Origin of the sequence: Mycobacterium florentinum (assembly GCF_010730355.1) — a bacterium.
Classification (GTDB): Bacteria; Actinomycetota; Actinomycetes; order Mycobacteriales; family Mycobacteriaceae; genus Mycobacterium; species Mycobacterium florentinum.
This window is the reverse complement of sequence record NZ_AP022576.1, coordinates 3,040,119-3,063,601: the sequence shown is the minus strand read 5'-3', so window position 1 is coordinate 3,063,601 and position 23,483 is coordinate 3,040,119. Positions and strand designations below refer to the sequence as shown.

20 protein-coding genes and 1 pseudogene are annotated in these 23,483 nt (G+C 67.3%); 15 read left to right on the top strand and 6 right to left on the bottom strand.

Features of this window, described 5'->3' with window-relative positions; genetic code table 11:
- The first annotated feature begins 111 nt into the window (after nucleotides 1–111).
- Nucleotides 112–1,005 (top strand): LysR family transcriptional regulator, encoded by an 894-nt coding sequence (locus G6N55_RS14535; RefSeq protein WP_085223018.1) that lies wholly within the window; start codon nucleotides 112–114, stop codon nucleotides 1,003–1,005.
- 1 nt (nucleotide 1,006) lies between these two features.
- On the opposite strand, the gene G6N55_RS14530 is transcribed toward G6N55_RS14535, so the two are convergent.
- Nucleotides 1,007–2,179: a sulfotransferase family protein gene (locus G6N55_RS14530; protein WP_085222621.1), complete on the bottom strand. Its 1,173-nt coding sequence runs from the start codon at nucleotides 2,177–2,179 to the stop codon at nucleotides 1,007–1,009.
- Nucleotides 2,180–2,588: 409 nt separating this feature from the next.
- On the opposite strand from G6N55_RS14530, the gene dnaK reads away from it, so the two are divergent.
- From dnaK to G6N55_RS14510, 4 genes are read left to right on the top strand one after another with little or no spacing between them, the layout of a single operon-like run.
- Complete coding sequence (dnaK, locus tag G6N55_RS14525) at nucleotides 2,589–4,451, top strand: molecular chaperone DnaK (RefSeq protein WP_085222622.1); 1,863 nt, start codon at nucleotides 2,589–2,591, stop codon at nucleotides 4,449–4,451.
- On the top strand, nucleotides 4,448–5,110 hold the full coding sequence (gene grpE, locus G6N55_RS14520) for a nucleotide exchange factor GrpE (RefSeq protein WP_085222623.1): 663 nt from the start codon (nucleotides 4,448–4,450) through the stop codon (nucleotides 5,108–5,110). Before dnaK ends, grpE begins: the two co-directional genes overlap by 4 nt.
- A gap of 53 nt (nucleotides 5,111–5,163) precedes the next feature.
- Nucleotides 5,164–6,342 (top strand): molecular chaperone DnaJ, encoded by a 1,179-nt coding sequence (gene dnaJ, locus G6N55_RS14515; protein WP_085222624.1) that lies wholly within the window; start codon nucleotides 5,164–5,166, stop codon nucleotides 6,340–6,342.
- On the top strand, nucleotides 6,342–6,728 hold the full coding sequence (locus G6N55_RS14510; protein WP_085222625.1) for a heat shock protein transcriptional repressor HspR: 387 nt from the start codon (nucleotides 6,342–6,344) through the stop codon (nucleotides 6,726–6,728). The genes dnaJ and G6N55_RS14510 overlap by 1 nt, the downstream gene beginning before the upstream one ends.
- Here the strand turns inward: G6N55_RS14510 and G6N55_RS14505 are convergent.
- From G6N55_RS14505 to G6N55_RS29815, 3 genes are all read right to left on the bottom strand, one after another.
- Nucleotides 6,725–7,615, bottom strand: a complete 891-nt coding sequence (locus G6N55_RS14505) for an aldose 1-epimerase (RefSeq protein ID WP_085222626.1) — start codon at nucleotides 7,613–7,615, stop codon at nucleotides 6,725–6,727. The genes G6N55_RS14510 and G6N55_RS14505 overlap by 4 nt on opposite strands.
- A gap of 72 nt (nucleotides 7,616–7,687) precedes the next feature.
- Complete coding sequence (locus G6N55_RS14500) at nucleotides 7,688–8,860, bottom strand: FAD-binding oxidoreductase (protein ID WP_085222627.1); 1,173 nt, start codon at nucleotides 8,858–8,860, stop codon at nucleotides 7,688–7,690.
- 30 nt (nucleotides 8,861–8,890) lie between these two features.
- Nucleotides 8,891–9,823, bottom strand: a complete 933-nt coding sequence (locus tag G6N55_RS29815) for a DUF3060 domain-containing protein (protein WP_232079007.1) — start codon at nucleotides 9,821–9,823, stop codon at nucleotides 8,891–8,893.
- 105 nt (nucleotides 9,824–9,928) lie between these two features.
- Here G6N55_RS29815 and clpB point away from each other — a divergent pair, with 105 nt between their 5' ends.
- Nucleotides 9,929–12,475, top strand: coding sequence for an ATP-dependent chaperone ClpB (clpB, locus tag G6N55_RS14490; RefSeq protein ID WP_085222628.1), 2,547 nt, complete (start codon nucleotides 9,929–9,931; stop codon nucleotides 12,473–12,475).
- A 182-nt stretch (nucleotides 12,476–12,657) separates the two neighbouring features.
- On the opposite strand, the gene G6N55_RS14485 is transcribed toward clpB, so the two are convergent.
- A complete protein-coding gene (locus G6N55_RS14485) occupies nucleotides 12,658–13,473 on the bottom strand; it encodes an enoyl-CoA hydratase/isomerase family protein (protein WP_085222629.1) in 816 nt (271 codons plus the stop codon).
- 92 nt (nucleotides 13,474–13,565) lie between these two features.
- Between G6N55_RS14485 and ttfA the strand changes: the two genes are divergently transcribed.
- From ttfA to G6N55_RS14465, 4 genes are read left to right on the top strand one after another with little or no spacing between them, the layout of a single operon-like run.
- Nucleotides 13,566–14,414: a trehalose monomycolate transport factor TtfA gene (gene ttfA / locus G6N55_RS14480; RefSeq protein WP_085222630.1), complete on the top strand. Its 849-nt coding sequence runs from the start codon at nucleotides 13,566–13,568 to the stop codon at nucleotides 14,412–14,414.
- An 18-nt stretch (nucleotides 14,415–14,432) separates the two neighbouring features.
- Complete coding sequence (gene pyrE, locus G6N55_RS14475; protein WP_085222631.1) at nucleotides 14,433–14,966, top strand: orotate phosphoribosyltransferase; 534 nt, start codon at nucleotides 14,433–14,435, stop codon at nucleotides 14,964–14,966.
- Between the two features lie 57 nt (nucleotides 14,967–15,023).
- Nucleotides 15,024–15,878, top strand: a complete 855-nt coding sequence (locus tag G6N55_RS14470) for a hypothetical protein (RefSeq protein ID WP_139826900.1) — start codon at nucleotides 15,024–15,026, stop codon at nucleotides 15,876–15,878.
- Entirely contained in the window at nucleotides 15,875–16,528 is a 654-nt protein-coding gene (locus G6N55_RS14465; protein ID WP_085222633.1) for a TrmH family RNA methyltransferase, read from the top strand. The genes G6N55_RS14470 and G6N55_RS14465 overlap by 4 nt, the downstream gene beginning before the upstream one ends.
- A gap of 157 nt (nucleotides 16,529–16,685) precedes the next feature.
- Here the strand turns inward: G6N55_RS14465 and G6N55_RS14460 are convergent, their stop codons facing one another.
- Complete coding sequence (locus tag G6N55_RS14460) at nucleotides 16,686–17,651, bottom strand: LysR family transcriptional regulator (protein ID WP_085222634.1); 966 nt, start codon at nucleotides 17,649–17,651, stop codon at nucleotides 16,686–16,688.
- Between the two features lie 24 nt (nucleotides 17,652–17,675).
- Here G6N55_RS14460 and G6N55_RS14455 point away from each other — a divergent pair, with 24 nt between their 5' ends.
- The 5 genes and pseudogenes from G6N55_RS14455 to G6N55_RS14435 all read left to right on the top strand — a co-directional run.
- On the top strand, nucleotides 17,676–18,845 hold the full coding sequence (locus G6N55_RS14455) for an XdhC family protein (RefSeq protein ID WP_169718499.1): 1,170 nt from the start codon (nucleotides 17,676–17,678) through the stop codon (nucleotides 18,843–18,845).
- A 66-nt stretch (nucleotides 18,846–18,911) separates the two neighbouring features.
- A complete protein-coding gene (locus G6N55_RS14450) occupies nucleotides 18,912–19,790 on the top strand; it encodes an FAD binding domain-containing protein (RefSeq protein ID WP_085222636.1) in 879 nt (292 codons plus the stop codon).
- A 2-nt stretch (nucleotides 19,791–19,792) separates the two neighbouring features.
- On the top strand, nucleotides 19,793–20,272 hold the full coding sequence (locus G6N55_RS14445; protein WP_085222637.1) for a (2Fe-2S)-binding protein: 480 nt from the start codon (nucleotides 19,793–19,795) through the stop codon (nucleotides 20,270–20,272).
- Nucleotides 20,269–22,668, top strand: a complete 2,400-nt coding sequence (locus G6N55_RS14440) for an aerobic carbon-monoxide dehydrogenase large subunit (RefSeq protein WP_085222638.1) — start codon at nucleotides 20,269–20,271, stop codon at nucleotides 22,666–22,668. Before G6N55_RS14445 ends, G6N55_RS14440 begins: the two co-directional genes overlap by 4 nt.
- A gap of 10 nt (nucleotides 22,669–22,678) precedes the next feature.
- Nucleotides 22,679–23,419, top strand: a pseudogene (locus G6N55_RS14435) (XdhC family protein); the annotation flags it as partial.
- Nucleotides 23,420–23,483 lie beyond the last annotated feature (64 nt).

Sequence of the window (23,483 nt, the reverse complement as noted above, 5' to 3'; positions counted from 1 at the left end):
GGTCGACGGGCGGTCAGGCACGCTCGACCAGGTCGACGCTACGTTTGCCAGCGGCATCAGGGCCAACGACATGTTCTGATGGGTATTAGCACGGGCGGTGATAATGACTGGATGGAGCTGCGCCATCTTGAGTACTTCCTCGCCGTCGCGGACAACCGCAGCTTCACCGAGGCCGCGAAGAAGTTGCATGTCGTCCAATCGGGCGTGTCCGCCACGATAAAGGCCCTCGAGCGCGAACTCGGCGCGGAGCTATTCGTGCGGGGCTCGGCGGGTGTCGAGCTGACTCCGGCGGGAGAGGAGCTGCGCCCCCGCGCCCGCGAAACACTGGACGCCGCCCGCGCGGCCAAAGATGCGGTCAACGCCACCCGCGGCTCTGTGCGCGGCACCGTCACGGTCGGGATTCTGACGTCGATCAGCGTGATCGATATGCCCGCGGTGCTGGCCGAACTGCATACCCGGCATCCCGGAGTGACGGTTCGCCTGCGCGCCGCCAGTGCCGGATCGGCCGGACTCGCCCGCCAGCTCCGCGACGGCGACCTCGACGTCGCCTTTCTCGTCTTCACCGGGCCGCCGCCGGCCGACCTGAATGCCCGTCTGGTTGCCGCCGTTCCGTTGCTACTGGTCGTACCCGCTGATCATCCACTGGCCCAACGGGATTCGGTGCCACTGGCCGAGCTGGAAGGAATGTCGTTCGTCGACAGCCCACCTGGATACGGCACCAGAACGGTGATCGACAACGCCTTCACCGCCGCCGGCGTCGAAAGGACCGTCGTGGTGGAGGTCGCCGACCTTGGCACGGCCGCGACGTACATCCGCAACGGTCTGGGGATCGGGTTTCTGAGCTGGACGATCCTCGATGAAATCGACGATTTCGGCTTGGCCACGCTGCGCGTCAGCGACTACGACCTGGAATGGCGGCTGTTCGTCACCACGTCCGCGGCTCGGTCGACCAGCGCGGCCACCCGCGCGGTGCTCGCGCTGATCGAGGAGATCGCGGCGCGCTGAATTAGCTTGCGAGGGGCATCTTCTCGTGCTCGGGCAGTGCATTCTGCGCCGGTGCCCCGTAGCCGTAGCGATCGATGACCTCGGCCCAGCGCTGCGTGATGATCGCGCGCTGCTCGGTCGTCATCTCGTAGCTGTTCGTCCGGTAGGTCGCCTTGGCACCAAGGTATTGGCGCAGCCGCGGCAGGTACCGGTCGAAGTCGCCCAGGTCCAGGTGTTCGTACATCTTGCGCAGCTGCCCCTCGGGATCGCCGATCAGATCCTCGTAGCGCAATTCGTAAAACCTTGACGGGTCAACGAGTTCGCGCCCTTCGTCCAGCTTTCGATGCAGGTCGAGATAGTTGGACAGGACGTTTTCATCGAGGCCCTCGAACGTCGGCCGTTGCAGGCCGTGGACGAGAGAGAACGCTTTGAAGAGATTGACGGTCGACGGATAGACGACGTAGGGATCCCGGACGATGTGGACGAACTTCGCCTTTGGAAATATCTCCAGCAGCACCTTGATCCGGAAACTGTGTGTCGGACTCTTCAGAACGATTGCCTTGCGTCGGCGGAAGTACACCTGCTGAACGAACCGGAAGAAGGTCTGTTTCCATGTCCCCAGTTCCCGGGCGCTCAGCTTGTCCATGTCCAGATACTGCTCGTCCTGGGTCGGCCGGTTCGGGAACGCGATGGTGAGGTACGGCGAGGGCAGACCCAGCATGCACCAGGCGAATTCGTCTTCCTGCGGGTGCGCCATGCTCATGTCCATGTTGTCCATGGCGCGATGCTTCGACGTCAGGAATTCCGCGAATCGGGCAAACCGCTGGGTCAGCAGAAAGTGGTGCGGCGCAATGCATTCGTAGGTCGTCGGGCCCGTGTGGTGATCGTCGAGGACCATCATTTCGTGCAGCATCGTGGTGCCGCTGCGCCAGTGCCCGATGATGAAGATCGGCGCATCTCCGATCGCCGTGTTGGCGACTCGCCTGCCGAAGACGATGTTCTGGCACATCCCGAGCAAGGAGTTCACGACGGACAGGACCGTGTAGAGCACCACGTAATGCCAGCGGCTCCAGTGCACGGCGAAGTGGTTGCGGGTCAGCAGGCGCGTCCAGGCGGTGAAGTTACAGCCGATCCACAGCGGCGCTGCCCACTCGTGCCACCACGAAAATCGCGACGTCAAACGGCGGGCCTTCATCGCAGGTGGGGACAACACGGTGGGGTTGCGCGACGCGCAACGACGACCTGGGGAGCAGCCATGACGCCTCGCCCTTCTCATGGGGGGACTGGGACAGAAGTACAAGTCAGTGGAACGGTACTACTTAGTTGTCCTACGCATGCGTAATTAACTGAAACGTCATTTCCATGACACGGCGAATTTGAGATGGCACCGTCTTGGCTGGTGGCCGGGCCGATCGCGACCTTCGGAAAAATCCTGAGGCCCCCCGGGAACAAGGTCCCGACACGGATCGTTAGGATAATCGACAAGTTGAGTGACCCAGACTCAATACTGGGTTGACAGGCCGGCGTCCACGGGGGCAGGCTTGAGCGGGGTTCACTCAGCATAGTGGCACCACAGAAGCTCTACACAATCAGGAGGAATCACTATGGCTCGTGCGGTCGGTATCGACCTCGGGACCACCAACTCCGTCGTCGCAGTCCTGGAAGGTGGCGACCCCGTCGTCGTCGCCAACTCCGAGGGCTCACGCACCACCCCGTCGATCGTCGCCTTCGCGCGCAACGGTGAGGTGCTCGTCGGCCAGCCCGCCAAGAACCAGGCGGTCACCAACGTTGACCGCACCATCCGTTCGGTCAAGCGGCACATGGGCACCGACTGGTCCATCGAGATCGACGACAAGAAGTACACCGCTCAGGAGATCAGCGCCCGGGTGCTGATGAAGCTGAAGCGCGACGCCGAAGCGTATCTGGGCGAGGACGTGACCGACGCGGTCGTCACCGTGCCCGCGTACTTCAACGACGCGCAGCGTCAGGCCACCAAGGAAGCCGGCCAGATCGCCGGCCTCAACGTCCTGCGCATCGTCAACGAGCCGACCGCGGCGGCCCTGGCCTACGGCCTGGACAAGGGCGAGAAGGAACAGACCATCCTGGTCTTCGACCTCGGCGGCGGCACCTTCGACGTCTCGCTGCTCGAGATCGGCGAGGGCGTGGTCGAGGTCCGCGCCACCAGTGGGGACAACCACCTCGGCGGGGACGACTGGGACGACCGCGTCGTCGAGTGGCTCGTCGACAAGTTCAAGGGCACCAGTGGAATTGACCTGACCAAGGACAAGATGGCGATGCAGCGGCTGCGTGAGGCCGCCGAGAAGGCCAAGATCGAGCTCTCGAGTTCGCAGAGCACCTCGATCAACCTGCCCTACATCACCGTCGACGCCGACAAGAACCCGTTGTTCCTCGACGAGCAGCTGACCCGCGCCGAATTCCAGCGCATCACACAGGATTTGCTCGACCGCACGCGTCAGCCGTTCCAGTCCGTGATCAAGGACGCCGGCATCTCGGTGTCCGAGATCGACCACGTGGTGCTGGTGGGTGGTTCCACCCGCATGCCCGCGGTCTCGGAGCTGGTCAAGGAGATGACCGGCGGCAAGGAACCCAACAAGGGCGTCAACCCCGACGAGGTCGTGGCCGTTGGTGCCGCGCTGCAGGCGGGTGTCCTCAAGGGTGAGGTGAAAGACGTTCTGCTGCTTGATGTCACGCCGCTGAGCCTCGGTATCGAGACCAAGGGTGGCGTGATGACCAAGCTGATCGAGCGCAACACCACGATCCCGACCAAGCGGTCGGAGACCTTCACCACGGCCGACGACAACCAGCCGTCGGTGCAGATTCAGGTCTTCCAGGGTGAGCGCGAAATCGCTTCGCACAACAAGCTGCTCGGCTCCTTCGAGCTGACCGGCATCCCGCCGGCCCCGCGCGGCGTGCCCCAGATCGAGGTCACCTTCGACATCGACGCCAACGGCATCGTGCACGTCACGGCCAAGGACAAGGGCACCGGCAAGGAGAACACGATCAAAATCCAGGAGGGCTCCGGCCTTTCCAAGGAGGAGATCGACCGGATGATCAAGGACGCCGAGGCGCACGCCGAGGAGGACCGCAAGCGTCGCGAAGAGGCCGACGTCCGCAACCAGGCCGAGTCGCTGGTCTACCAGACGGAGAAGTTCGTCAAGGAGCAGCGCGAAGCCGAGGGCGGGTCGCAGGTTCCCGAGGAGACGCTGTCGAAGGTCGACGGCGCGATCGCCGACGCCAAGTCGGCCCTGGGCGGCACCGACATCTCCGCGATCAAGACGGCGATGGAGAAGCTGGGACAGGAGTCTCAGGCGCTGGGTCAGGCGATCTACGAAGCCACTCAGGCGGCCGGTGGACAGCCCGGCGGCACCGAGTCCGGCGGCTCATCCGGCTCCGCTGATGATGTCGTGGACGCGGAGGTGGTCGACGACGACCGGGAGTCCAAGTGACCGAAGGCAATCCGCAGGAACCGGTAACTGTCACCGATAAGCGGCGGATTGATCCCGAGACCGGAGAAGTTCGAAACGTCCCTCCCGGCCCCCAACCAGGGGCGCCGGGCGGGGCGGCCCCCGGGTCGGTCGCCGGCGAAACTCCCGAGGAGGCAGGCAAAGCGGCCGAGCTGCTCGCCGACCTGCAACGGGTGCAGGCCGACTTCGCGAACTATCGCAAGCGTGCGCTGCGCGACCAGCAGGCCGCGGCGGATCGGGCCAAGGCCACCGTCGTGACCCAATTGCTGGGCGTGCTCGACGATCTCGACCGTGCGCGCAAGCACGGTGACCTGGAGTCGGGCCCGCTGAAGTCGGTTGCCGACAAGCTGATGAGCGCGCTGACCGGACTCGGTCTGGTGGCGTTCGGTGCCGAGGGCGAAGATTTCGACCCGGTGTTGCACGAAGCCGTCCAGCACGAGGGTGATGGCGGCGAGGGCTCCAAACCGGTGATCGGCACCGTCATGCGCGAGGGCTACAAACTGGGCGAAAACGTATTGCGTCACGCTCTGGTCGGCGTCGTCGACACGGTCGCCGGTGACAGCGAAGCGGCCGCCGCACCCGGGCCGGCCGAAACCGAACCGGCCGACACGAACGATAACGCCGACACCTCCGGTGAATAAGGCACAGAATCAGCACAGCAGAAATAGCGAAAGGTGAAAGGGGGTGACGCGACATGGCTCAGCGTGAATGGGTCGAAAAGGACTTCTACAAGGAGCTTGGCGTCTCCCCCGACGCCAGCCCCGAAGAGATAAAGCGCGCCTACCGAAAGTTGGCACGCGACCTGCATCCGGATGCGAATCCCGACAACCCCGCCGCGGGCGAACGGTTCAAAGCGGTGTCGGAAGCACACAACGTGCTCTCGGATGCCACCAAGCGCAAGGAGTACGACGAAACCCGCCGGCTCTTCGCCGGTGGTGGCCTTGGCGGTCGACGGTTCGACACCGGCGGCTTCGGTGGCTTCAACGTGGGCGGTGACGGCGCCGAGTTCAATCTCAACGATCTGTTCGACGCCGCCGGCCGCAGCGGGGGCACCAACATCGGTGACCTCTTCGGTGGGTTGTTCGGACGCGGCGCGGGCGCTCGTCCCAGCCGGCCCCGACGCGGCAACGATCTGGAGACCGAGACCGAGCTGGACTTCGTCGAGGCCGCCAATGGCGTCGCGATGCCGCTGCGGCTGACCAGCCCGGCGCCCTGCACCAATTGCCATGGCAGCGGGGCACGTCCGGGCACCAGCCCGAAGGTGTGCCCCACCTGTAACGGCGCCGGTGTGGTCAGCAGCAACCAGGGTGCGTTCGGTTTCTCCGAGCCCTGCACCGACTGCCGGGGCAGCGGCTCGATCATCGAGCACCCCTGCGACGAGTGCAAGGGCACCGGCGTCACCACCCGCACCCGCACCATCAACGTGCGGATCCCTCCCGGCGTCGAAGACGGACAACGGATCCGGCTGCCCGGGCAGGGCGAGGCTGGACTGCGCGGTGCGCCATCGGGTGACCTGTACGTGACGGTGCATGTGCGCCCAGACAAGGTCTTCGGTCGAGACGGCGACGACCTCACCGTGACGGTTCCGGTCAGTTTCAGTGAATTGGCTTTGGGCTCAACGCTTTCGGTTCCCACGCTGGACGGCAAAGTCGGCGTGCGGGTGCCCAAGGGCACAGCCGACGGCCGGATCCTGCGGGTGCGCGGACGCGGTGTGCCCAAGCGCAGCGGCGGCAGCGGAGACCTGCTGGTCACTGTGAAAGTCGCTGTGCCGCCGAACCTGGAAGGCGCCGCGCAGGAGGCGCTCGAGGCGTATGCGGAGGCCGAGCGCTCCAGCGGCTTCAATCCCCGGGCGGGATGGGCGGGTAATCGCTGATGGCGAAAAACCCCAAGCGAGAAGAGGCCCGGACCTTCTTGATCTCGGTAGCGGCCGAACTGGCCGGCATGCATGCGCAGACGCTGCGCACCTACGATCGCCTCGGCCTGGTCATCCCGAGCCGCACTTCCGGTGGCGGACGGCGTTATTCGCAGCACGACGTGGATCTGCTGCGCGAGGTGCAGCGGCTCTCGCAGGACGAGGGCGTCAACCTGGCCGGCATCAAGCGGATCATCGAGCTGACCAATCAGGTCGAGGCGCTGCAATCGCGGCTGAAGGAAATGGCCGAGGAGATCGCGGTGCTGCGTAACAACCAGCGCCGCGATGTCGCGGTGGTGCCCAAGAGTACCGCGCTGGTGGTGTGGCAGCCGCGTAAAGGCCGCTAGGCGCGAATCGAGAACACCGCGACCGCCGGGTCGCCGGGACGCGCACTGGGGTAGTTGCCGCGGCTGAGCGCATCGGTCGGCGCGGTCATCGGCTCGAAGCACACCACGTCCTCGCCGGGCGGTGCGAAGATCTGGGCCGCCGAATACCCTTGCTCGAAGCGCACTTCCAGCCGCCGCCCGCCGCCGGACACCGCGAACACCGCGCCTTCGGCCACCTGGTCGTAGGCATCGTCAAAAGTATTGTCCCCCAACGGCTCCTGCTTGGCAGACTGCTCCGAAGACCCGCCGGTGGGCAGGCCCCGCTCGTCGAGACTCAAATGCCGCAGCGGCGGTGTCTCGATGATCCACTCGCTGCGCCCCGCCTCAGGCACCCGCAGATACGGATGAAAGCCGAAGCACAGCGGGACCGCGATATCACCCGTCGCGGTGACGGTGGTGCGCACCGTCAACGTCCGTTCGGCCAGTCGCACGGACACCGTCAGCAGATGCGGATACGGGAAGCTGGCCAGCAGCCGCGGCTGCGCGCCGAAGTCCACTTCGGCGGTCAACTCGTTGGCCGACTCGTTCACCACCCGCCAGCCCCGATAGGCGGCAAGGGTGCCGTGGATGGGCAGCCCGTTGGGATCCGCCCGCACCCCGTTTTCACCCGGCGTCAACTCCACGGTCACGTTCTCGGCCGTATAAGTGTTGCCGCCCAAGCGATTTGCCCAGGGGTACAGAATCGGGATGCCCATGGTCTTGCCCGCTTCGATATAGGCATCCAGGCCGCGCCGCTGACCCAGCAACTCCACCCCGGAGTCGGTCAGCGAGCTACCGATCATGCCCCCGTCCGGCACGAACTGCGCGACCAACGATGACGACGGATCGCGCAGGGTCACGACGTGCACGCGGTCAGCCTAGCTTGAATTGGCCGGCTTCTCAGCGGGCCGCGCCGGCCCGCATCGTCGCGGGCCGGCGCGCTATCGGCTCAGTGGGTCGTGCTGAATGCGCTCCGGCGGGGCACCTTTGGCGATCAGTGCGGCCTTGGTCGCCTGGACCATGGCCGGTCCGCCGCAGACCAGGATCTGCCGGTCGCCCCAACCGCCGTATTTGGTGACGACGTCGGGGAGCCGGCCGATTTGGTGGACGTGCAGGCCTCGCGGCGGCGTGACGTCCGGATAGTCCGCGGCCCAGGTGGGGTCGCTGTTGTATTCGGACACCGGCGACACCGACAGCCAGGGGTTGTGCGCGGCAACCTGCCACAACGTCGGCAGGTCGTAGAGCTCGCAGCGGTAGCGCGCGCCGAAGAAGAGGTGCACCCGCGGATTCTCCGCGTAGCGCGACAGGTCCAAGATCAGCGACCGCAGCGGTGCCAAACCGGTGCTGCCGGCCACCATCAGCACGTCAGCACCGTTGCGGTCGACCTGCAGGCCGCCGTGCGGGCTGGATAACCGCCATCGGTCGCCCGGCCGGCTTTCGTTGACGATCGCGGTGCTGACTAGGCCGCCGGGGACCTGGCGGACGTGAAACTCGGTCCCGCCGTCGGGGTCGGCCGGCATCGCGGGGCTGAGGAATCGCCAGCGTCGCGGGCACTGCGGGACCTGGACGTTGACGTACTGGCCGGGGTGATAGTGCATCGGCCGGTCCAGCCGCAGGCGAACGACCGCAAGGTCGCGGGAGACCCGCTGGTGCTCGACGACGGTGCCGTCCCACCAAGCCGGTCCCTCTTCGGCATCCGCGGCGCCGCTCATCACCCCGGTGATCAGGTTCAGCGACTGACTGGCCGCCTCGTCGACGGCGTCGGTCCAAGCATCGCTCAACCGGGTGCGCAGCGTCGAATACAGCGCGCGCCGGCACGACTCGTAATGGCTTGGCAGCACACCGTATTTGCGGTGATCCCGGCCGAGCTGGGCGAGAAAGGCCACCGGCTCCTGGGCGCGCTGCTCCACCAGCTCGCCGTAGACCCAGTGCAGCGCGTGGCCGAAAGCGGCTCGCTGAGCGTCCATTTCGGGTGGAAACAAGTCGCGCACCGACACGTCGAGGGCGAACCAGTGGGTGTAAAAGTGGTGGACGAGTTCGCCGCCGGCGCCCGAGTCGTCCGGGGCCAGCGCATCGCGCAGCACCCGCAACGCATCGGAGTCCTCTAAGCCCACGGAGGCCGATTCTAAACTCGGCCAGGCGGATCAGCCCTGCCCGACGGTGTTCGACGTCCCGGCGTTGGCGACGTTCGGGGAGCCCCAGTGGTAGGTCACGACGTTGCCCGTGCCCGCGGTGCTGATCGCGTCCGTGCTGTCGATCGTGACTTGATTCCCCTTGCCGGCGATGCTCACGCTGGTGCAGTGGCCGGTGACGGCGATCGTGTTGTTCACACCGCTCACCGAGAGATAGCCGCCGTTGCAGGGGATCGTCTTCGTGGTGCCGGACCCGCTGACCTGCAAGGTGCCACCGCTGGGGACGTTGGTGGACAGGCCGTTGTCCGCGAGGTCGGTGCGCATCCCGGTCGCTGCGAAAGCGGCCAGGACCAGCCAGCCGATCACGATGACCAGCCAGCTGGCCATCCCCACTCGTAGCCGGGGACGCAGCGTGCCGGCCCAGTTACCGGTCTCATCGCGGTCGAGGTCATAGGCGAAAGCGGTCACCGACCGGGCCAGTGCGGGATTGCGCTCGTCCGCCAGGATCACCCCGTCGACGTATTCCCGTCCATGCACCACGAGCTCTCCCCGGTGGCCGTCCAGCGCGTAGGAGACCCTGGTCTTGATGTTGGCGCCGTCGACGCGCTTGCGCGTGACCGCCCATCCCTGCGCCGTCGCCAGCCGGGCATTGAAACGTGTTGCACGCGAAACTGTTTCAGTGCCAGTGATGGTTGCGACCCGGCCCCACTTGAGTAATCCGATTCGCACCCGTGCGGCGAGCAGGTGTGCGGCGTAGATCCCGGCCAGGGTGAGTACCGCCGCCGCGGCGAAGGCCACGGGCACTTTGATCCACAGCACGATGGGTGCGATCGCGACCACGAACAGCGTCCAGACGTACCGCCAGCGAAACGGCAGCGCCTCGGCCAGCCGGAAGACGACCGGAATCCTGCGCGGCGGCGGCGCAAGGGCGGAGTCGTCGTCCATGGTGCGAAATTCCTCCAAAGAATCTAAACTTGAGCGGAACAGACTCAACCTTGACGACGTTGAACAACGCGACAAGCATTTTCCCTATACCCGAACGGAGGTGTCGTGGACTCTTTTAACCCGACCACCAAGACGCAAGCGGCCCTGACGTCAGCCCTGCAGGCCGCCAGCGCTGCCGGTAACCCTGAGATCAGGCCGGCTCATCTGCTGTTGGCGCTGCTGACGCAGAACGACGGAATCGCCGCACCCCTGCTGGAGGCTGTCGGCGTCGAGCCCGCGACCATTCGCGACGAGACCGAGCACCTGCTCGAGCGGCTGCCCCAGGCCAGCGGCTCCAGCTCGCAGCCGCAGCTGTCCCGTGAATCCCTGGCGGCGATCACCACGGCCCAGCAGCTGGCCACCGAGATGGACGACGAGTACGTCTCCACCGAACACCTGATGGTGGGCCTGGCCACCGGCGACTCCGACGTCGCCAAACTGCTCACCGGACACGGCGCGTCACCCCAGGCGCTGCGGGAGGCGTTCGTCAAGGTCCGCGGCAGCGCCCGGGTCACCAGCGCCGATCCCGAGTCCACCTATCAGGCTTTGGAGAAGTACTCCACCGACCTGACCGAGCGGGCCCGCGAGGGCAAGCTCGACCCGGTTATCGGGCGGGACAACGAGATTCGCCGCGTCGTGCAAGTACTCTCTCGTCGCACCAAGAACAACCCGGTGCTGATCGGCGAGCCCGGCGTCGGCAAGACCGCGATCGTGGAGGGCCTAGCCCAGCGCATCGTCGCCGGCGACGTGCCCGAGAGTCTGCGCGACAAGACCGTGGTCTCCCTCGACCTCGGTTCGATGGTGGCCGGCGCCAAGTACCGCGGTGAGTTCGAGGAGCGGCTCAAGGCCGTGCTCGACGACATCAAGAACTCCGCCGGGCAGATCATCACCTTCATCGACGAGCTGCACACCATCGTGGGAGCCGGCGCGACCGGCGAGGGCGCGATGGACGCCGGCAACATGATCAAGCCGATGCTGGCCCGCGGTGAGCTGCGGCTGGTCGGTGCGACCACGCTCGACGAGTACCGCAAGTACATCGAGAAGGACGCCGCCCTGGAGCGGCGCTTCCAGCAGGTGCTGGTCGGCGAACCCTCGGTCGAGGACACCGTCGGCATCCTGCGCGGGCTGAAGGACCGCTACGAGGTGCACCACGGCGTGCGCATCACCGACTCGGCCCTGGTGGCCGCGGCCACGCTGTCCGACCGCTACATCACCGCCCGCTTCCTGCCGGACAAGGCCATCGACCTGGTCGACGAGGCGGCCAGCCGGCTGAAGATGGAGATCGACTCGCGGCCCGTCGAGATCGACGAGGTCGAACGCCTGGTGCGTCGTCTCGAGATCGAAGAGATGGCGCTGGCCAAGGAAGAGGACGAGGCGTCCAAGGAGCGGCTGGAAAAACTGCGCTCCGAGCTGGCCGACCAGAAGGAGAAGCTGGCCGAGCTGACCACTAGGTGGCAGAACGAGAAGAGCGCGATCGACGTCGTCCGCGACCTCAAGGAACAGCTGGAGGTGTTGCGCGGGGAGTCCGACCGTGCCGAGCGCGACGGCGACCTGGCCAAGGCCGCCGAGCTGCGCTACGGGCGCATCCCGGAAGTGGAGAAGAAGCTCGACGCCGCGCTGCCGCAGGCCGAGGCTCGCGAGAACGTGATGCTCAAGGAAGAGGTCGGTCCCGACGACATCGCCGACGTGGTGTCGGCGTGGACGGGCATCCCGGCCGGCCGGATGCTGGAAGGCGAGACCGCCAAGCTGCTGCGGATGGAAGACGAGCTGGGCAGGCGCGTGGTCGGGCAGCGCAAGGCCGTGCAGGCCGTGTCCGACGCGGTGCGCCGCAGCCGGGCCGGCGTCGCCGACCCCAACCGGCCCACCGGATCGTTCATGTTCCTGGGCCCCACCGGCGTCGGCAAGACGGAGCTGGCCAAGGCGTTGGCGGACTTCCTGTTCGACGACGACCGGGCGATGGTCCGCATCGACATGAGCGAGTACGGCGAGAAGCACTCGGTGGCTCGCCTGGTCGGTGCCCCTCCCGGCTACATCGGCTACGACCAGGGCGGCCAGCTGACCGAGGCGGTGCGCCGGCGGCCTTACACCGTCGTGCTGTTCGACGAGGTCGAAAAGGCCCACCCCGACGTGTTCGACGTGCTGCTGCAGGTGCTCGACGAGGGCCGGCTGACCGACGGGCAGGGCCGCACGGTCGACTTCCGCAACACGATCCTGATCCTGACGTCCAACCTCGGTTCGGGCGGCAGCGAGGAGCAGGTGATGGCCGCCGTGCGCTCGGCGTTCAAGCCGGAGTTCATCAACCGGCTCGACGATGTGCTGATCTTCGACGGGCTGAACCCCGAAGAGCTGGTCGAGATCGTCGACATCCAGCTCGCCCAGCTGGGCAAGCGCCTGGCACAGCGGCGGCTGACGCTCGAGGTGTCGGTGCCGGCCAAGAAGTGGTTGGCGCAGCGCGGGTTCGACCCCGTCTATGGCGCGCGGCCGTTGCGCCGGCTGGTGCAGCAGGCCATCGGCGACCAGCTCGCCAAGATGCTGCTGTCCGGGGAAGTGCACGACGGCGACACCGTTCCGGTCAACGTCAACCCGGACGGCGACGGCCTGATCCTGGGCTAGTTGTCTCTGGCGGCCGGCCACCTTCGCCGGTCGCCCGCGCTCTCGCGCCGCCTGCGCGGCGCGCCACCTTCGCCGGCCGCCCACGCGGCGCGCCACCTTCGCGGCGCGCCACCTTCGCCGAACGTGCTCTCATGGCGAGAATTGAGCGATTTTTCCGCCCTCAGAGCACGTTCGGCGTGTTCTTAGCGGCGCCGGTCGCCCAGCTCGAAGTCACGGGTCTGGGCGCCGGCGTCGATCACTGCCTGCAGCAGTTGACGGGCGGCCGGCTGGGCAAGCGTTTCGCGGAACAGCTGATCCTCGATGCGTAAACCGGTCGGGAGGTCATTGCCTGTGGCGGCGTCGACCGCGCGCTTCGCGTTGGCGATGGCCACCGCCTGCGACGACGCGATGCGGCCGGCGAGCTTGTCGACGAATCGCCGGAGCCGATCGCTCGGCAGTGCGCGGTTCACATATCCCCAGGCTTCGGCCGTCTCGGCGTCGATGTCCATGCACCCGAGGATGACTTCCAGGGCGCGCGCCCGGCCCACCAGCCGGGGCAGCCGCTGGGTGCCGCCGCCGCCCGGGATGATGCCGACGGCCAACTCGGGATGACCGAGCACCGTCGCGCCGAGTGCGGCGAACCGCATGTCGAACGCCATCGCGAACTCGCAGCCGCCGCCGCGGCAGACGCCCTCGATGACGGCGATAGTGGCCTTGGGCAGCGTCCGAACCCGCTCGGTTACGGCGTGGAACAACGACAGCTCGTCGTGCGGCCCGATGTCGTCGGGCGGCAGGTCCAGGACCAGTCCCACGTCGGCGTGGGCAATGAACATTTCGGGGTCGGCCGAGTCGACGACCAGCACGCGTACGTCGTCGTCGGCCGCGACCTCGCAAGCCAGCCGGTCGAACTCGTTCAGCAACGGCACGTCCAGCAGATTGATCGGGGGGTGGTCGATCGTCGCCCGGCAAACGCCGTCGGCCGCGGCGACGCGAATTAGCTGGTAACCCTCGTAGACCATGGATGAAACCCTACGTGGGCCAGCAAACCTTAATGTGGTTGTGACCAGGTCGCATTCTTGGTTCCGGTGCCATAGCAGATACGCTACTTAGGATGGTCCCCCTCTGGTTCACGCTCTCCGCGCTGTGCTTCGTCGGCGCGGTGGTGTTGCTGTACGTCGACGTCGATCGTCGGCGGGGGCGCAGCAGGCGCCGTAAATCGTGGGCCCGCTCGCACGGATTCGACTACGAGCGCGAATCGACCGACATCCTCAAGCGCTGGAAGCGCGGCGTGATGTCGACGGTCGGCGATGTTCCCGCCCACAACGTCGTGCTGGGGCAGATCCGCGGCGAAGCGGTGTACATCTTCGATCTCGACGAGGTCGCCACGGTGATCGCCTTGCACCGCAAGGTGGGCACCAACGTCGTCGTCGACCTGCGGCTGAAGGGACTCAAAGAGCCGCGCGAGAGTGACATCTGGCTGCTGGGGGCGATCGGCCCGCGGATGGTGTACTCGACCAACCTGGACGCGGCCCGTCGGGCCTGCGACCGGCGGATGGTCACCTTCGCGCACACCGCGCCGGACTCCGCGGAGATCATGTGGAACGAGCAGAACTGGACGCTGGTCGCGATGCCGGTTTCCAGTACGCGCACCCAGTGGGACGAGGGCCTGCGCACGGTGCGCCAGTTCAACGACCTATTGCGAGTGTTGCCGCCGGTGCCCGCCGACAGCGACGAGCACGGCGGACCGCGCAGTGCGGCACCGAGTCGTCCGCTGGCCCCGGCCGGGCGGGCGGAGCTGCCGCCCCGGCGCTCGGCACAGGACGTATCCGGGCTGGTGGGAGACGCCGGTCGCCGCGCCCCGGAGTCGGCCCGCCGCGACGAGGGCCGTACCGAAGCCATCCGGCGCCCGCCGTCGTCGACGGGGCGTAACGGCCAACAGGCCACCAACTTCCAGCGCTGAAAGCTATTGCGCTGCAACATGTCTGATCGCGACGAGCTGGCCGAACTGGTGCGCCGCCTGTCGGTGGTGCACGGCCGGGTCACCCTGTCGTCGGGCAAAGAGGCCGACTACTACGTCGACCTGCGCCGGGCCACACTGCACCACCGCGCGTCCGCCCTGATCGGCGTGCTGATGCGTGAACTCACCGCCGACTGGGATTACGCGGTCGTCGGCGGGCTGACCCTGGGCGCCGATCCGGTCGCGACCGCCATCATGCACGCGCCCGGACGTCCGATCGATGCCTTTGTAGTGCGCAAGTCCGCGAAAGCCCATGGCCTGCAACGTCTTATCGAGGGATCCGAGGTGTCAGGTCAACGGGTGCTGGTGGTCGAAGACACCAGCACCACCGGTGGCTCGGCGTTGACCGCGGTGCACGCCGTCCAGGACGCGGGAGCCGAAGTCGTCGGCGTGGCCACCGTCGTGGACCGCGCGACCGGCGCCGCGGAGGCCATCCAGGCCGAGGGGCTGCTGTACCGCAGCGTGCTGGGCCTGGCCGATCTGGGGTTGGGCTAGGGCTTCACCGCTGTGCGCACTTTCCTTGCGATAGCAGTCTGTTTGGCCACCTGCCTGATGGGCTGTTCGGATTCCAATCATGCCGTCCGCCCGTACGGCGCTCAGGGTGCGCGGCTGGGTGAATCGCTGGCGCTGCTGGGCTGGAACATGTCGGTGTCGAACCTGCGCTGGGATGGCGACTATGTGTTGGTCGACGTCGACGCCGCACCGACGGACCCGAAGAAGCCGCACGCCAAACCCGAGGACATCCGGTTCGGGCTTTACGGCGCGCTCGCCCACCCGATGGAAGCCGCCGGGCTGGGCAGCTGCGACAACGCGATGGCCACCGTGCGCGATATCCGGTCGCCGCTGTCGGCGCCCCCCGACCGGATGACCGGCGCGGTCTGCCTTGGTCCGCTGAAGGATCGCAGCCAGGTGCGCGGCGTGTACAGCTATTCGGAGCGGGACCGGATCGCCGACACCTCCGCTGCGTACCCCGCCGCGTTTCCGATCGGGTTGATGCCGACCAACGTCAACGACACGGGCCTGGTGGTCCAGACCACCACGCTGTCGGCCTGGCGCGCCGACGGAACCCCGGTGACCAAGGCGCAACTCGGCGATCCGGGGGCCTTCACCGGCAACGGCTACATGCTGCTGGGGTTGCAGGCCGAATCCCTCGCGGCCCGGTACCGCGACGACTCCGCCCGTCGCGGCGGACCCATGATGCTGCTGGCGTCGCCGACCCTTCCCGGTCGCGGCCTGAACCCGGCGTGCGCGGTGTACGGGTCGTCGGTGCTGATCCTGCCCGACGCCTCGCTGGATGCGGTGCGCGTCTCCGCGTCGTTGTGCACGCAGGGTGAGATCAACCAGGCGTTGCTCTATGCGACGGTGGCGATCGTCGGCACCCACGCGGGTGTGTGGACGCAGCGATGAGCGAGCCCGGGCCTGGGCCCACCGAATGGGCGGTCCCACCGGCCGCGGGCGTCGGGCCCTGGGTGGGCGATCTTCCAGACGACCCGCGTTATGACCCAATTCTTTTGCGCGACGGCGATACTCGCAATGTTGTTGACGCTTACCGGTATTGGACCCGCGAAGCGATCATCGCCGACATCGATCATCGCCGGCATCCGCTACACATCGCGATCGAGAACTTCGGCCACGACGCGAATATCGGTTCGGTGGTGCGTACCGCCAACGCCTTCGCGGTGGATACCGTGCACATCGTCGGGCGGCGTCGCTGGAATCGCCGCGGCGCCATGGTGACCGATCGCTATCAACGGCTCTGCCATCACGACAGCACCGCCGAGTTGCTGGATTTCGCGACGGCCGCGGGTTTGAGCGTGGTCGCGGTGGACAACGTGCCGGGCGCCGCGCGGCTCGAGGAAGCCGCACTACCGCGCGAATGTCTATTGGTGTTCGGCCAGGAGGGACCGGGCATCACCGACGACACCCGGCTGGGTGCGGCGCTCACGGTGTCGATCGCGCAGTTCGGCTCGACGCGCAGCATCAACGCCGGCGTCGCCGCCGGGATCGCGATGCACGCCTGGATCCGTCAGCACGGGGATCTCGGCCGCGCCTGGTAAACGCCGTCACCTCGGCCCGCCGCCCGTCGTCGCCCGTCCCTTTCGTCGAACGTGCTCTGATGGCGAGTTTTCGGCTATTTTTCCGCCCTGAGAGCACGTTCGACGCGGCGGCGGCCTGGCCGCACACTCGACGCATGGGGGAGAAGGGGTGGGGCGCTCAGCTCCACAGCGTGACGTGAACCTTGGGGCGAAACCTCGTCACCCCGACGCCGGATCCGCGGATCATCGCCTGGATACACCGCGGCGTCGTGATGAAGCGGACCAGCTCGGACACCGCCGGCTGACGCGCCGCGGGCGCCAGCGTCATCGCGCACCACTCGCCCGACCGATCAAGGCCCGGGCCGGTCACATGCACCAGCCTGCCCGCAGCGAGGTCCTTGGCGACGGCGAAGCCTATCGTCAACGCCACACCGCCGACCCGTTGCACCTCCTCGAGTGCGGCCGCATCGCTCTGGAAGATTCGCTGCTGCGACTCTGGAATTGCCAAGCCGCGCAGCATGATTGCGATCTCGCCATCCACGCTGCCCGCCGACGGCCCGAGCATCCACTGCTGCTGACGTAACATGCTCGGCGCCGGAATGCCCGCAGTCAGTGGACTATTCGGTGCGACGACGGTGATGATCTGGTATTTCAGGAAGGGCCGCACGAAGATTGACTCGTCGGGAGCCGCCGAGCTCTCGCTGGCCGGGCCGATCGCGATGTCGACGGCGCGCGAGGCGATCAGCTCGCGGAACCGGCTCGTCGGATGCACGCTCAACTCCACCGACAGGTCGTCGGCCCGCGACGAGAACAACTCGATCAGGCCGGGCGCCGCGTGTTCGGCGAACGCCGTCGACGCCGCGATCCGCAACAACCGGCGCCCGTGCGCCGCCTCGGTGACCTCGATCGCGGTTTGTTGCTGCAGACCCAGGATTTCGACCGCGCGGCTGGCCAGTCGCAGCCCGCCGGGCGTGAACGCCAGCCCCGCACCGGTTCTGGTGAACAGCGGGTCGCCGAGTTCTTTGCGCAGCGCCGCGACATGCATCGAGATTCCGGCGTCGGAAACACCGAGTTCCGCGGCGGCGGCTCGCACCGAGCCCAACCGAACCACCGCCGAATAGGCCCGAAGTTGAGCCGGAGTCATGCTTATGAGCCTACTTTGGGAAGTGTGCGAGACGTGCTTGCCGAACTAATGAAGATTTGGCGCGCCGGTGACACCGCGGGTCTGGGGACCGTGGTGCGAACTTTTCGGTCGGCACCGCGACTGCCCGGAGCCTCGATGGTGGTCGCACCGGACGGCTCGGTGAGCGGTTCGGTGTCGGGCGGTTGCGTGGAAGGCGCTGTCTACCAAGCCGCTACCGAGGTGACGCAGACCGGAACACCGCGGCTGGAACGCTACGGAGTCAGCGACGACGACGCCTTCGCGGTCGGCCTGACGTGCGGTGGCATCATCGACATCTTCGTCGAGGCGGTATCTCAGAAGACCTTTCCCGAACTAGGCGTGGTCTACGAAGACATCGATGAGCAACGTCCGGTCGCGGTTGCGACCGTCATCGGCCATCCCGACGCGCGGTGGATCGGCCGGCGGCTCGTCGTCCGCCCGGATGCGGAGGCGGGGTCGCTGGGATCGGCGCGCGCCGACGCCGCGGTCGCCGACGACGCGCGCGGGCTGCTCGCGGTGGGCCGCAGCGAGGTGCTCGAATACGGGCCCGACGGGCAGCGGCTCGGCGAAGGCATGGAGGTGTTCGTCTCCAGCTACGCCCCACAGCCGCGGATGCTGGTGTTCGGCGCCATCGATTTCGCCGCCGCCCTGGCGCAGCAGGGCGCCTTCCTCGGCTACCGCGTCACGGTGTGCGACGCGCGTTCGGTGTTTGCCACGCGGGCCCGATTTCCGGCGGCCGAGCATGTCGTCGTCGACTGGCCACACCGCTACCTCGCCGCCCAGGCGGAGGCGGGCGCCGTCGACGAGAGCACGGTGATCTGCGTGCTCACCCACGACCCGAAGTTCGACGTCCCGGTGCTCGAAGTGGCGCTGCGCCTGCCGCGGGTCGGGTACGTGGGGGCGATGGGCTCGCGGCGCACGCACGACGACCGAATGGCGCGGCTGCGGGCGATCGGGCTGACCGACGCCGAGCTGAGCCGGCTCACCAGCCCGATCGGGCTGGATCTGGGCGCCCGAACGCCGGAGGAGACCGCGGTCTCGATCGCGGCCGACATCATCGCCCGGCGCTGGGGTGGCGGTGGTTTGCCGCTGGCCCGGCTGGCCGGCCGAATCCACCACGAGGCGCCGGAACAGCAGGTCACTGGCGGGTTCGAGGCGACTTCAACGAGCGCTTAACTCGCTATTGACGCCCTTGTCAGAGCGGCCGACACTTGTGTTCCCCTTCCAAGTGAGGTGCGTCACATGCAGGTCCCCGGCCCCTTCGAATACGAACGTGCAACCAGTGTCGACCACGCCATCGGATTACTGGATCGGTTGGGGGAGGGGGCGCGAGTCGTCGCCGGCGGACACAGCCTGCTGCCGATGATGAAGCTGCGCATCGCCAACCCCGAATACCTCGTCGACATCAACGACCTGGCGCTCGAGCTCGGGTACGTGATCACCGACCCGACCCTGGTCCGCATCGGCGCCATGACCCGTCACCGCGAGCTGCTGGACTCCGACCCGCTGGCCGCCGTGTGCCCGATCTTCCGCGACGCCGAACGCGTCATCGCCGACCCGGTGGTCCGCAATCGCGGCACCCTGGGGGGCTCGCTGTGCCAGGCGGATCCGGCCGAGGATCTGTCGACCGTGTGCGAGGCGCTGGACGCGGTGTGCCTGGCCCGCGGGCCGTCGGGCGAACGCGAAATACCGATCGACGACTTCATCGTCGGGCCCTACGAAACCGCACTGGCCTTCAACGAGATGCTCGTCGAGGTGCGAATCCCGCTGCGACACAACTCGTCCAGCGCCTATGCCAAAGTCGAACGGCGCGTGGGTGATTGGGCCGTGGCGGCGGTGGGCGCGGCGCTCACCCTGGACGGTGCCGTAATCACCGCGGCCCGGCTGGGCCTGACCGCCGTCAACGCCGACCGGACGGCACTGGCCGACGTGGCGGCCGGGCTGGCCGGGCGGCCGGCCACCGACGGGGTATTCGCCGACGCGGGCCGGCTTGCCGCGCAGGCCTGCGACCCGGTGACCGATGGCCGCGGCACCGCCGAATACAAGCGGCACCTGGCCGCCGAATTGACCACTCGAACCTTGCGCACCGCCGCCGAACGAGTACGCGCAGAAGGGAACTAGTCATGCAGGTGAATATGACCGTCAACGGCGAGCAGGTGACCGCCGACGTCGAACCCCGGATGCTGCTCGTGCATTTCCTGCGCGATCAGTTGCGGCTCACCGGAACTCACTGGGGTTGCGACACCAGCAATTGCGGAACGTGCGTGGTCGATGTCGACGGCGTGCCGGTGAAATCCTGCACGATGCTCGCCGTGATGGCGTCGGGCCACAGTGTGCGCACCGTCGAAGGTCTCGCGACCGACGGCGAGCTGGACCCGGTGCAGGAAGGCTTCATGCGCTGCCACGGCCTGCAATGCGGTTTCTGCACACCGGGAATGATGATCACCGCCCGCGCCCTGCTGGACCGCGACCCGAACCCCGACGAGGAGACCATCCGGGAGGCGATTTCGGGGCAGATCTGCCGCTGCACCGGGTACACCACGATCGTGCGGTCCATTCAATGGGCCGCGTCGCATGCCGCACCAGTGGAGGCCGGCTCATGACGACCATCGAATCCCGCCCGCCGTCGCCGGAAGACCTGGCCGACAACGACCAAAAGCCGTGCGGCTACGGCCGGATGATGCGCAAGGAGGATCCCCGCTTCATCCGCGGCCGGGGTCGCTACGTCGACGACATCGCGCTGCCCGGCATGCTGCACCTGGCGATCCTGCGTTCGCCGTACGCGCACGCCACTATCGTCGGCATCGATGTGACTGCCGCGCAAGCACATCCGAAGGTCAAGGCGGTGGTGACCGGCGCCGACCTGGCCGCCAAGGGCCTGGCCTGGATGCCGACGCTGTCCAACGACGTGCAGGCGGTGCTGGCCACCGACAAGGTGCGTTTCCAGGGTCAGGAGGTCGCGTTTGTCGTTGCCGAGGACCGGTATTCGGCCCGCGACGCGCTGGAGCTGATCGACGTCGAATACGACCCGCTGGACCCTGTCGTCGATGTCCGCACCGCGCTGGATCCGTCGGCCCCGGTGATCCGGACCGACCTGGACGGCAAGACCGACAACCACTGCTTCGACTGGGAGACCGGTGACGCGGCGGCCACCGATGCGGTGTTCGCCAAAGCCGACGTCGTCGTCAAGCAGGAGATCGTCTACCCCCGGGTCCACCCGGCGCCGATGGAAACCTGCGGTGCGGTAGCCGATTTGGATCCGGTTACCGGCAAGTTGACGCTGTGGTCCACCAGCCAGGCGCCGCACGCGCACCGCACCCTGTACGCGTTGGTCGCCGGCCTGCCCGAGCACAAGATCCAGGTGATCTCGCCCGACATCGGCGGCGGATTCGGAAACAAGGTGCCGATCTACCCCGGCTACGTGTGCGCGATCGTCGGCTCGCTGCTGCTGGGCAAGCCGGTGAAGTGGATGGAGGACCGCAGCGAGAACCTGACGTCCACCGGCTTCGCCCGCGACTACATCATGGTCGGCGAGATCGCCGCCACCAACGAGGGAAAGATCCTGGCGATCCGGTCCACCGTGCTGGCCGACCACGGCGCATTCAACGGCACCGCGGCGCCGGTGAAGTACCCGGCGGGCTTTTTCGGGGTGTTCACCGGCAGCTACGACATCGAAGCCGCCTACTGCCACATGACCGCGGTATACACCAACAAGGCACCCGGCGGGGTGGCGTATGCGTGTTCGTTCCGGATCACCGAGGCGGTGTATTTCGTTGAGCGGCTGGTGGATTGCCTGGCGTTCGACCTGAAGATGGACCCGGCCGAGCTGCGGCTGCGAAACCTGCTGCGGCCCGACCAGTTCCCGTACCGCAGTAAGACCGGCTGGGTTTACGACTCCGGTGACTACGAGACCACCATGCGCAAGGCCATGGACATGATCGGCTATGACGCGCTACGGGCCGAGCAGGCAGCCAAACGCGAGCGCGGCGAGCTGATGGGCATCGGCATGTCCTTCTTCACCGAGGCCGTCGGCGCCGGCCCGCGCAAGGATATGGACATCCTCGGCCTCGGTATGGCCGACGGCTGCGAGTTGCGGGTGCACCCCACCGGTAAGGCGGTGGTGCGGCTTTCGGTGCAGACGCAGGGCCAGGGCCATGAGACGACGTTCGCGCAGATCGTCGCCGAGGAGCTGGGCATCCCGCCCGACGACATCGATGTCGTACACGGCGACACCGATCAGACGCCGTTCGGGCTGGGCACCTACGGCAGCCGCTCCACGCCGGTGTCCGGGGCGGCCGCGGCATTGGTGGCCCGCAAGGTCCGTGACAAGGCGAAGATCATCGCGTCGGGCATGCTCGAGGTTTCGGTCGCCGACTTGGATTGGGAGAAGGGCAAATTCCACGTCAAGGGTGATCCGTCCGCAGCGGTCACGATTCAGGACATCGCGATGCGCGCGCACGGCGCCGGTGATCTCCCGGAGGGTATCGAGGGTGGGCTGGACGCCCAGATCTGCTACAACCCGGAGAACCTGACCTATCCCTACGGCGCGTATTTCTGTGTGGTGGATATCGATCCGGGCACCGCGGTGGTCAAGGTGCGGCGCTTCCTCGCCGTCGACGACTGCGGCACACAGATCAATCCGATGATCATTGAGGGCCAGGTGCACGGCGGCATCGTCGACGGCATCGGGATGGCACTGATGGAGATGATCGCCTTCGACGAGGAGGGCAACTGCCTGGGCGGGTCGCTGATGGACTACCTGATCCCGACCGCCCTCGAGGTGCCGCACCTGGAAACCGGGCACACCGTGACGCCGTCGCCGCATCACCCGATCGGCGCGAAGGGGATCGGCGAATCGGCGACGGTCGGTTCGCCGCCCGCGGTGGTCAACGCCGTGGTGGATGCGTTGGCGCCGTTCGGGGTTCGGCACGCCGATATGCCGCTGACGCCGTCGCGGGTCTGGGAGGCCATGCAGGGCCGCGCCAGACCGCCGATCTAGGGACTGCGCGATGACGGCGATCAGCGAGCGGGCTCGGCAACTGTTGGCGGCACGGACACCATTCGTGCATGCCACGGTGGTGCGCGCCCAGCCACCGACGTCGGCGTATCCGGGTGACGAGGCAATCCTGTTGGCGGACGGAACGATTGAGGGGTTCGTCGGCGGGCAGTGCGCGCAGAACTCCGTGCGCAAGGCGGCCCTGGGTGTGCTGCAGGCGGGCGAGAGTGTGTTGCTGCGCGTGCTTCCCGACGGGGACGTGCACTTTCCGGAGGCCGCCGGTGCCAGCGTGGTGGTCAACCCCTGCCTGTCCGGCGGGTCGCTGGAGATCTTCCTGACGCCGCAGCTGCCCGCCCCGCTGATTCGGATCTACGGTGCGACGCCGATCGCCGACGCGCTGATCGACGTGTGCCGGGTGCTCGGTTACGACGCCAGGCGTGACACCGATCTCTCCGACACCACCGCGGTGGTGATCGCCAGCCACGGCGGTCCGGAAGCCGAAATCATCCGTGCCGCACTGGATAACGGCGTCGGCTATATCGGCCTGGTGGCCAGCAAGGTCCGCGGGGCATCGATCCTCAACGACCTCGAACTCTCCGAGGCCGAGCGGGCCCGCATCCACACCCCGGTCGGGCTGCGCATCGGCGCCAAGACCCCTGCGGAGATCGCGGTGTCGATCGCGGCCGAACTGATCGCCGCCGTGCGCGACGGCAGCCTGACCCGGCAGACCGTCCCGGAAACCAGCGGCGCAGCCGAGGCGGTCGATCCGGTGTGCGGCATGACGGTGCCGATCGGCCTCGCCACCGAACACCTCGAGC

Excerpts from the sequence above, each read along its gene's own strand:
- G6N55_RS14535 (WP_085223018.1), top strand. The coding sequence starts at position 112 with ATGGAGCTGCGCCATCTTGAGTACTTCCTCGCCGTCGCGGACAACCGC.
- G6N55_RS14530 (WP_085222621.1), bottom strand. The coding sequence starts at position 2,179 with ATGAAGGCCCGCCGTTTGACGTCGCGATTTTCGTGGTGGCACGAGTGG.
- dnaK (WP_085222622.1), top strand. The coding sequence starts at position 2,589 with ATGGCTCGTGCGGTCGGTATCGACCTCGGGACCACCAACTCCGTCGTC.
- dnaJ (WP_085222624.1), top strand. The coding sequence starts at position 5,164 with ATGGCTCAGCGTGAATGGGTCGAAAAGGACTTCTACAAGGAGCTTGGC.
- G6N55_RS14510 (WP_085222625.1), top strand. The coding sequence starts at position 6,342 with ATGGCGAAAAACCCCAAGCGAGAAGAGGCCCGGACCTTCTTGATCTCG.
- G6N55_RS29815 (WP_232079007.1), bottom strand. The coding sequence starts at position 9,823 with ATGGACGACGACTCCGCCCTTGCGCCGCCGCCGCGCAGGATTCCGGTC.
- G6N55_RS14485 (WP_085222629.1), bottom strand. The coding sequence starts at position 13,473 with ATGGTCTACGAGGGTTACCAGCTAATTCGCGTCGCCGCGGCCGACGGC.
- ttfA (WP_085222630.1), top strand. The coding sequence starts at position 13,566 with ATGGTCCCCCTCTGGTTCACGCTCTCCGCGCTGTGCTTCGTCGGCGCG.
- pyrE (WP_085222631.1), top strand. The coding sequence starts at position 14,433 with ATGTCTGATCGCGACGAGCTGGCCGAACTGGTGCGCCGCCTGTCGGTG.
- G6N55_RS14470 (WP_139826900.1), top strand. The coding sequence starts at position 15,024 with ATGGGCTGTTCGGATTCCAATCATGCCGTCCGCCCGTACGGCGCTCAG.
- G6N55_RS14465 (WP_085222633.1), top strand. The coding sequence starts at position 15,875 with ATGAGCGAGCCCGGGCCTGGGCCCACCGAATGGGCGGTCCCACCGGCC.
- G6N55_RS14460 (WP_085222634.1), bottom strand. The coding sequence starts at position 17,651 with ATGACTCCGGCTCAACTTCGGGCCTATTCGGCGGTGGTTCGGTTGGGC.
- G6N55_RS14450 (WP_085222636.1), top strand. The coding sequence starts at position 18,912 with ATGCAGGTCCCCGGCCCCTTCGAATACGAACGTGCAACCAGTGTCGAC.
- G6N55_RS14445 (WP_085222637.1), top strand. The coding sequence starts at position 19,793 with ATGCAGGTGAATATGACCGTCAACGGCGAGCAGGTGACCGCCGACGTC.
- G6N55_RS14440 (WP_085222638.1), top strand. The coding sequence starts at position 20,269 with ATGACGACCATCGAATCCCGCCCGCCGTCGCCGGAAGACCTGGCCGAC.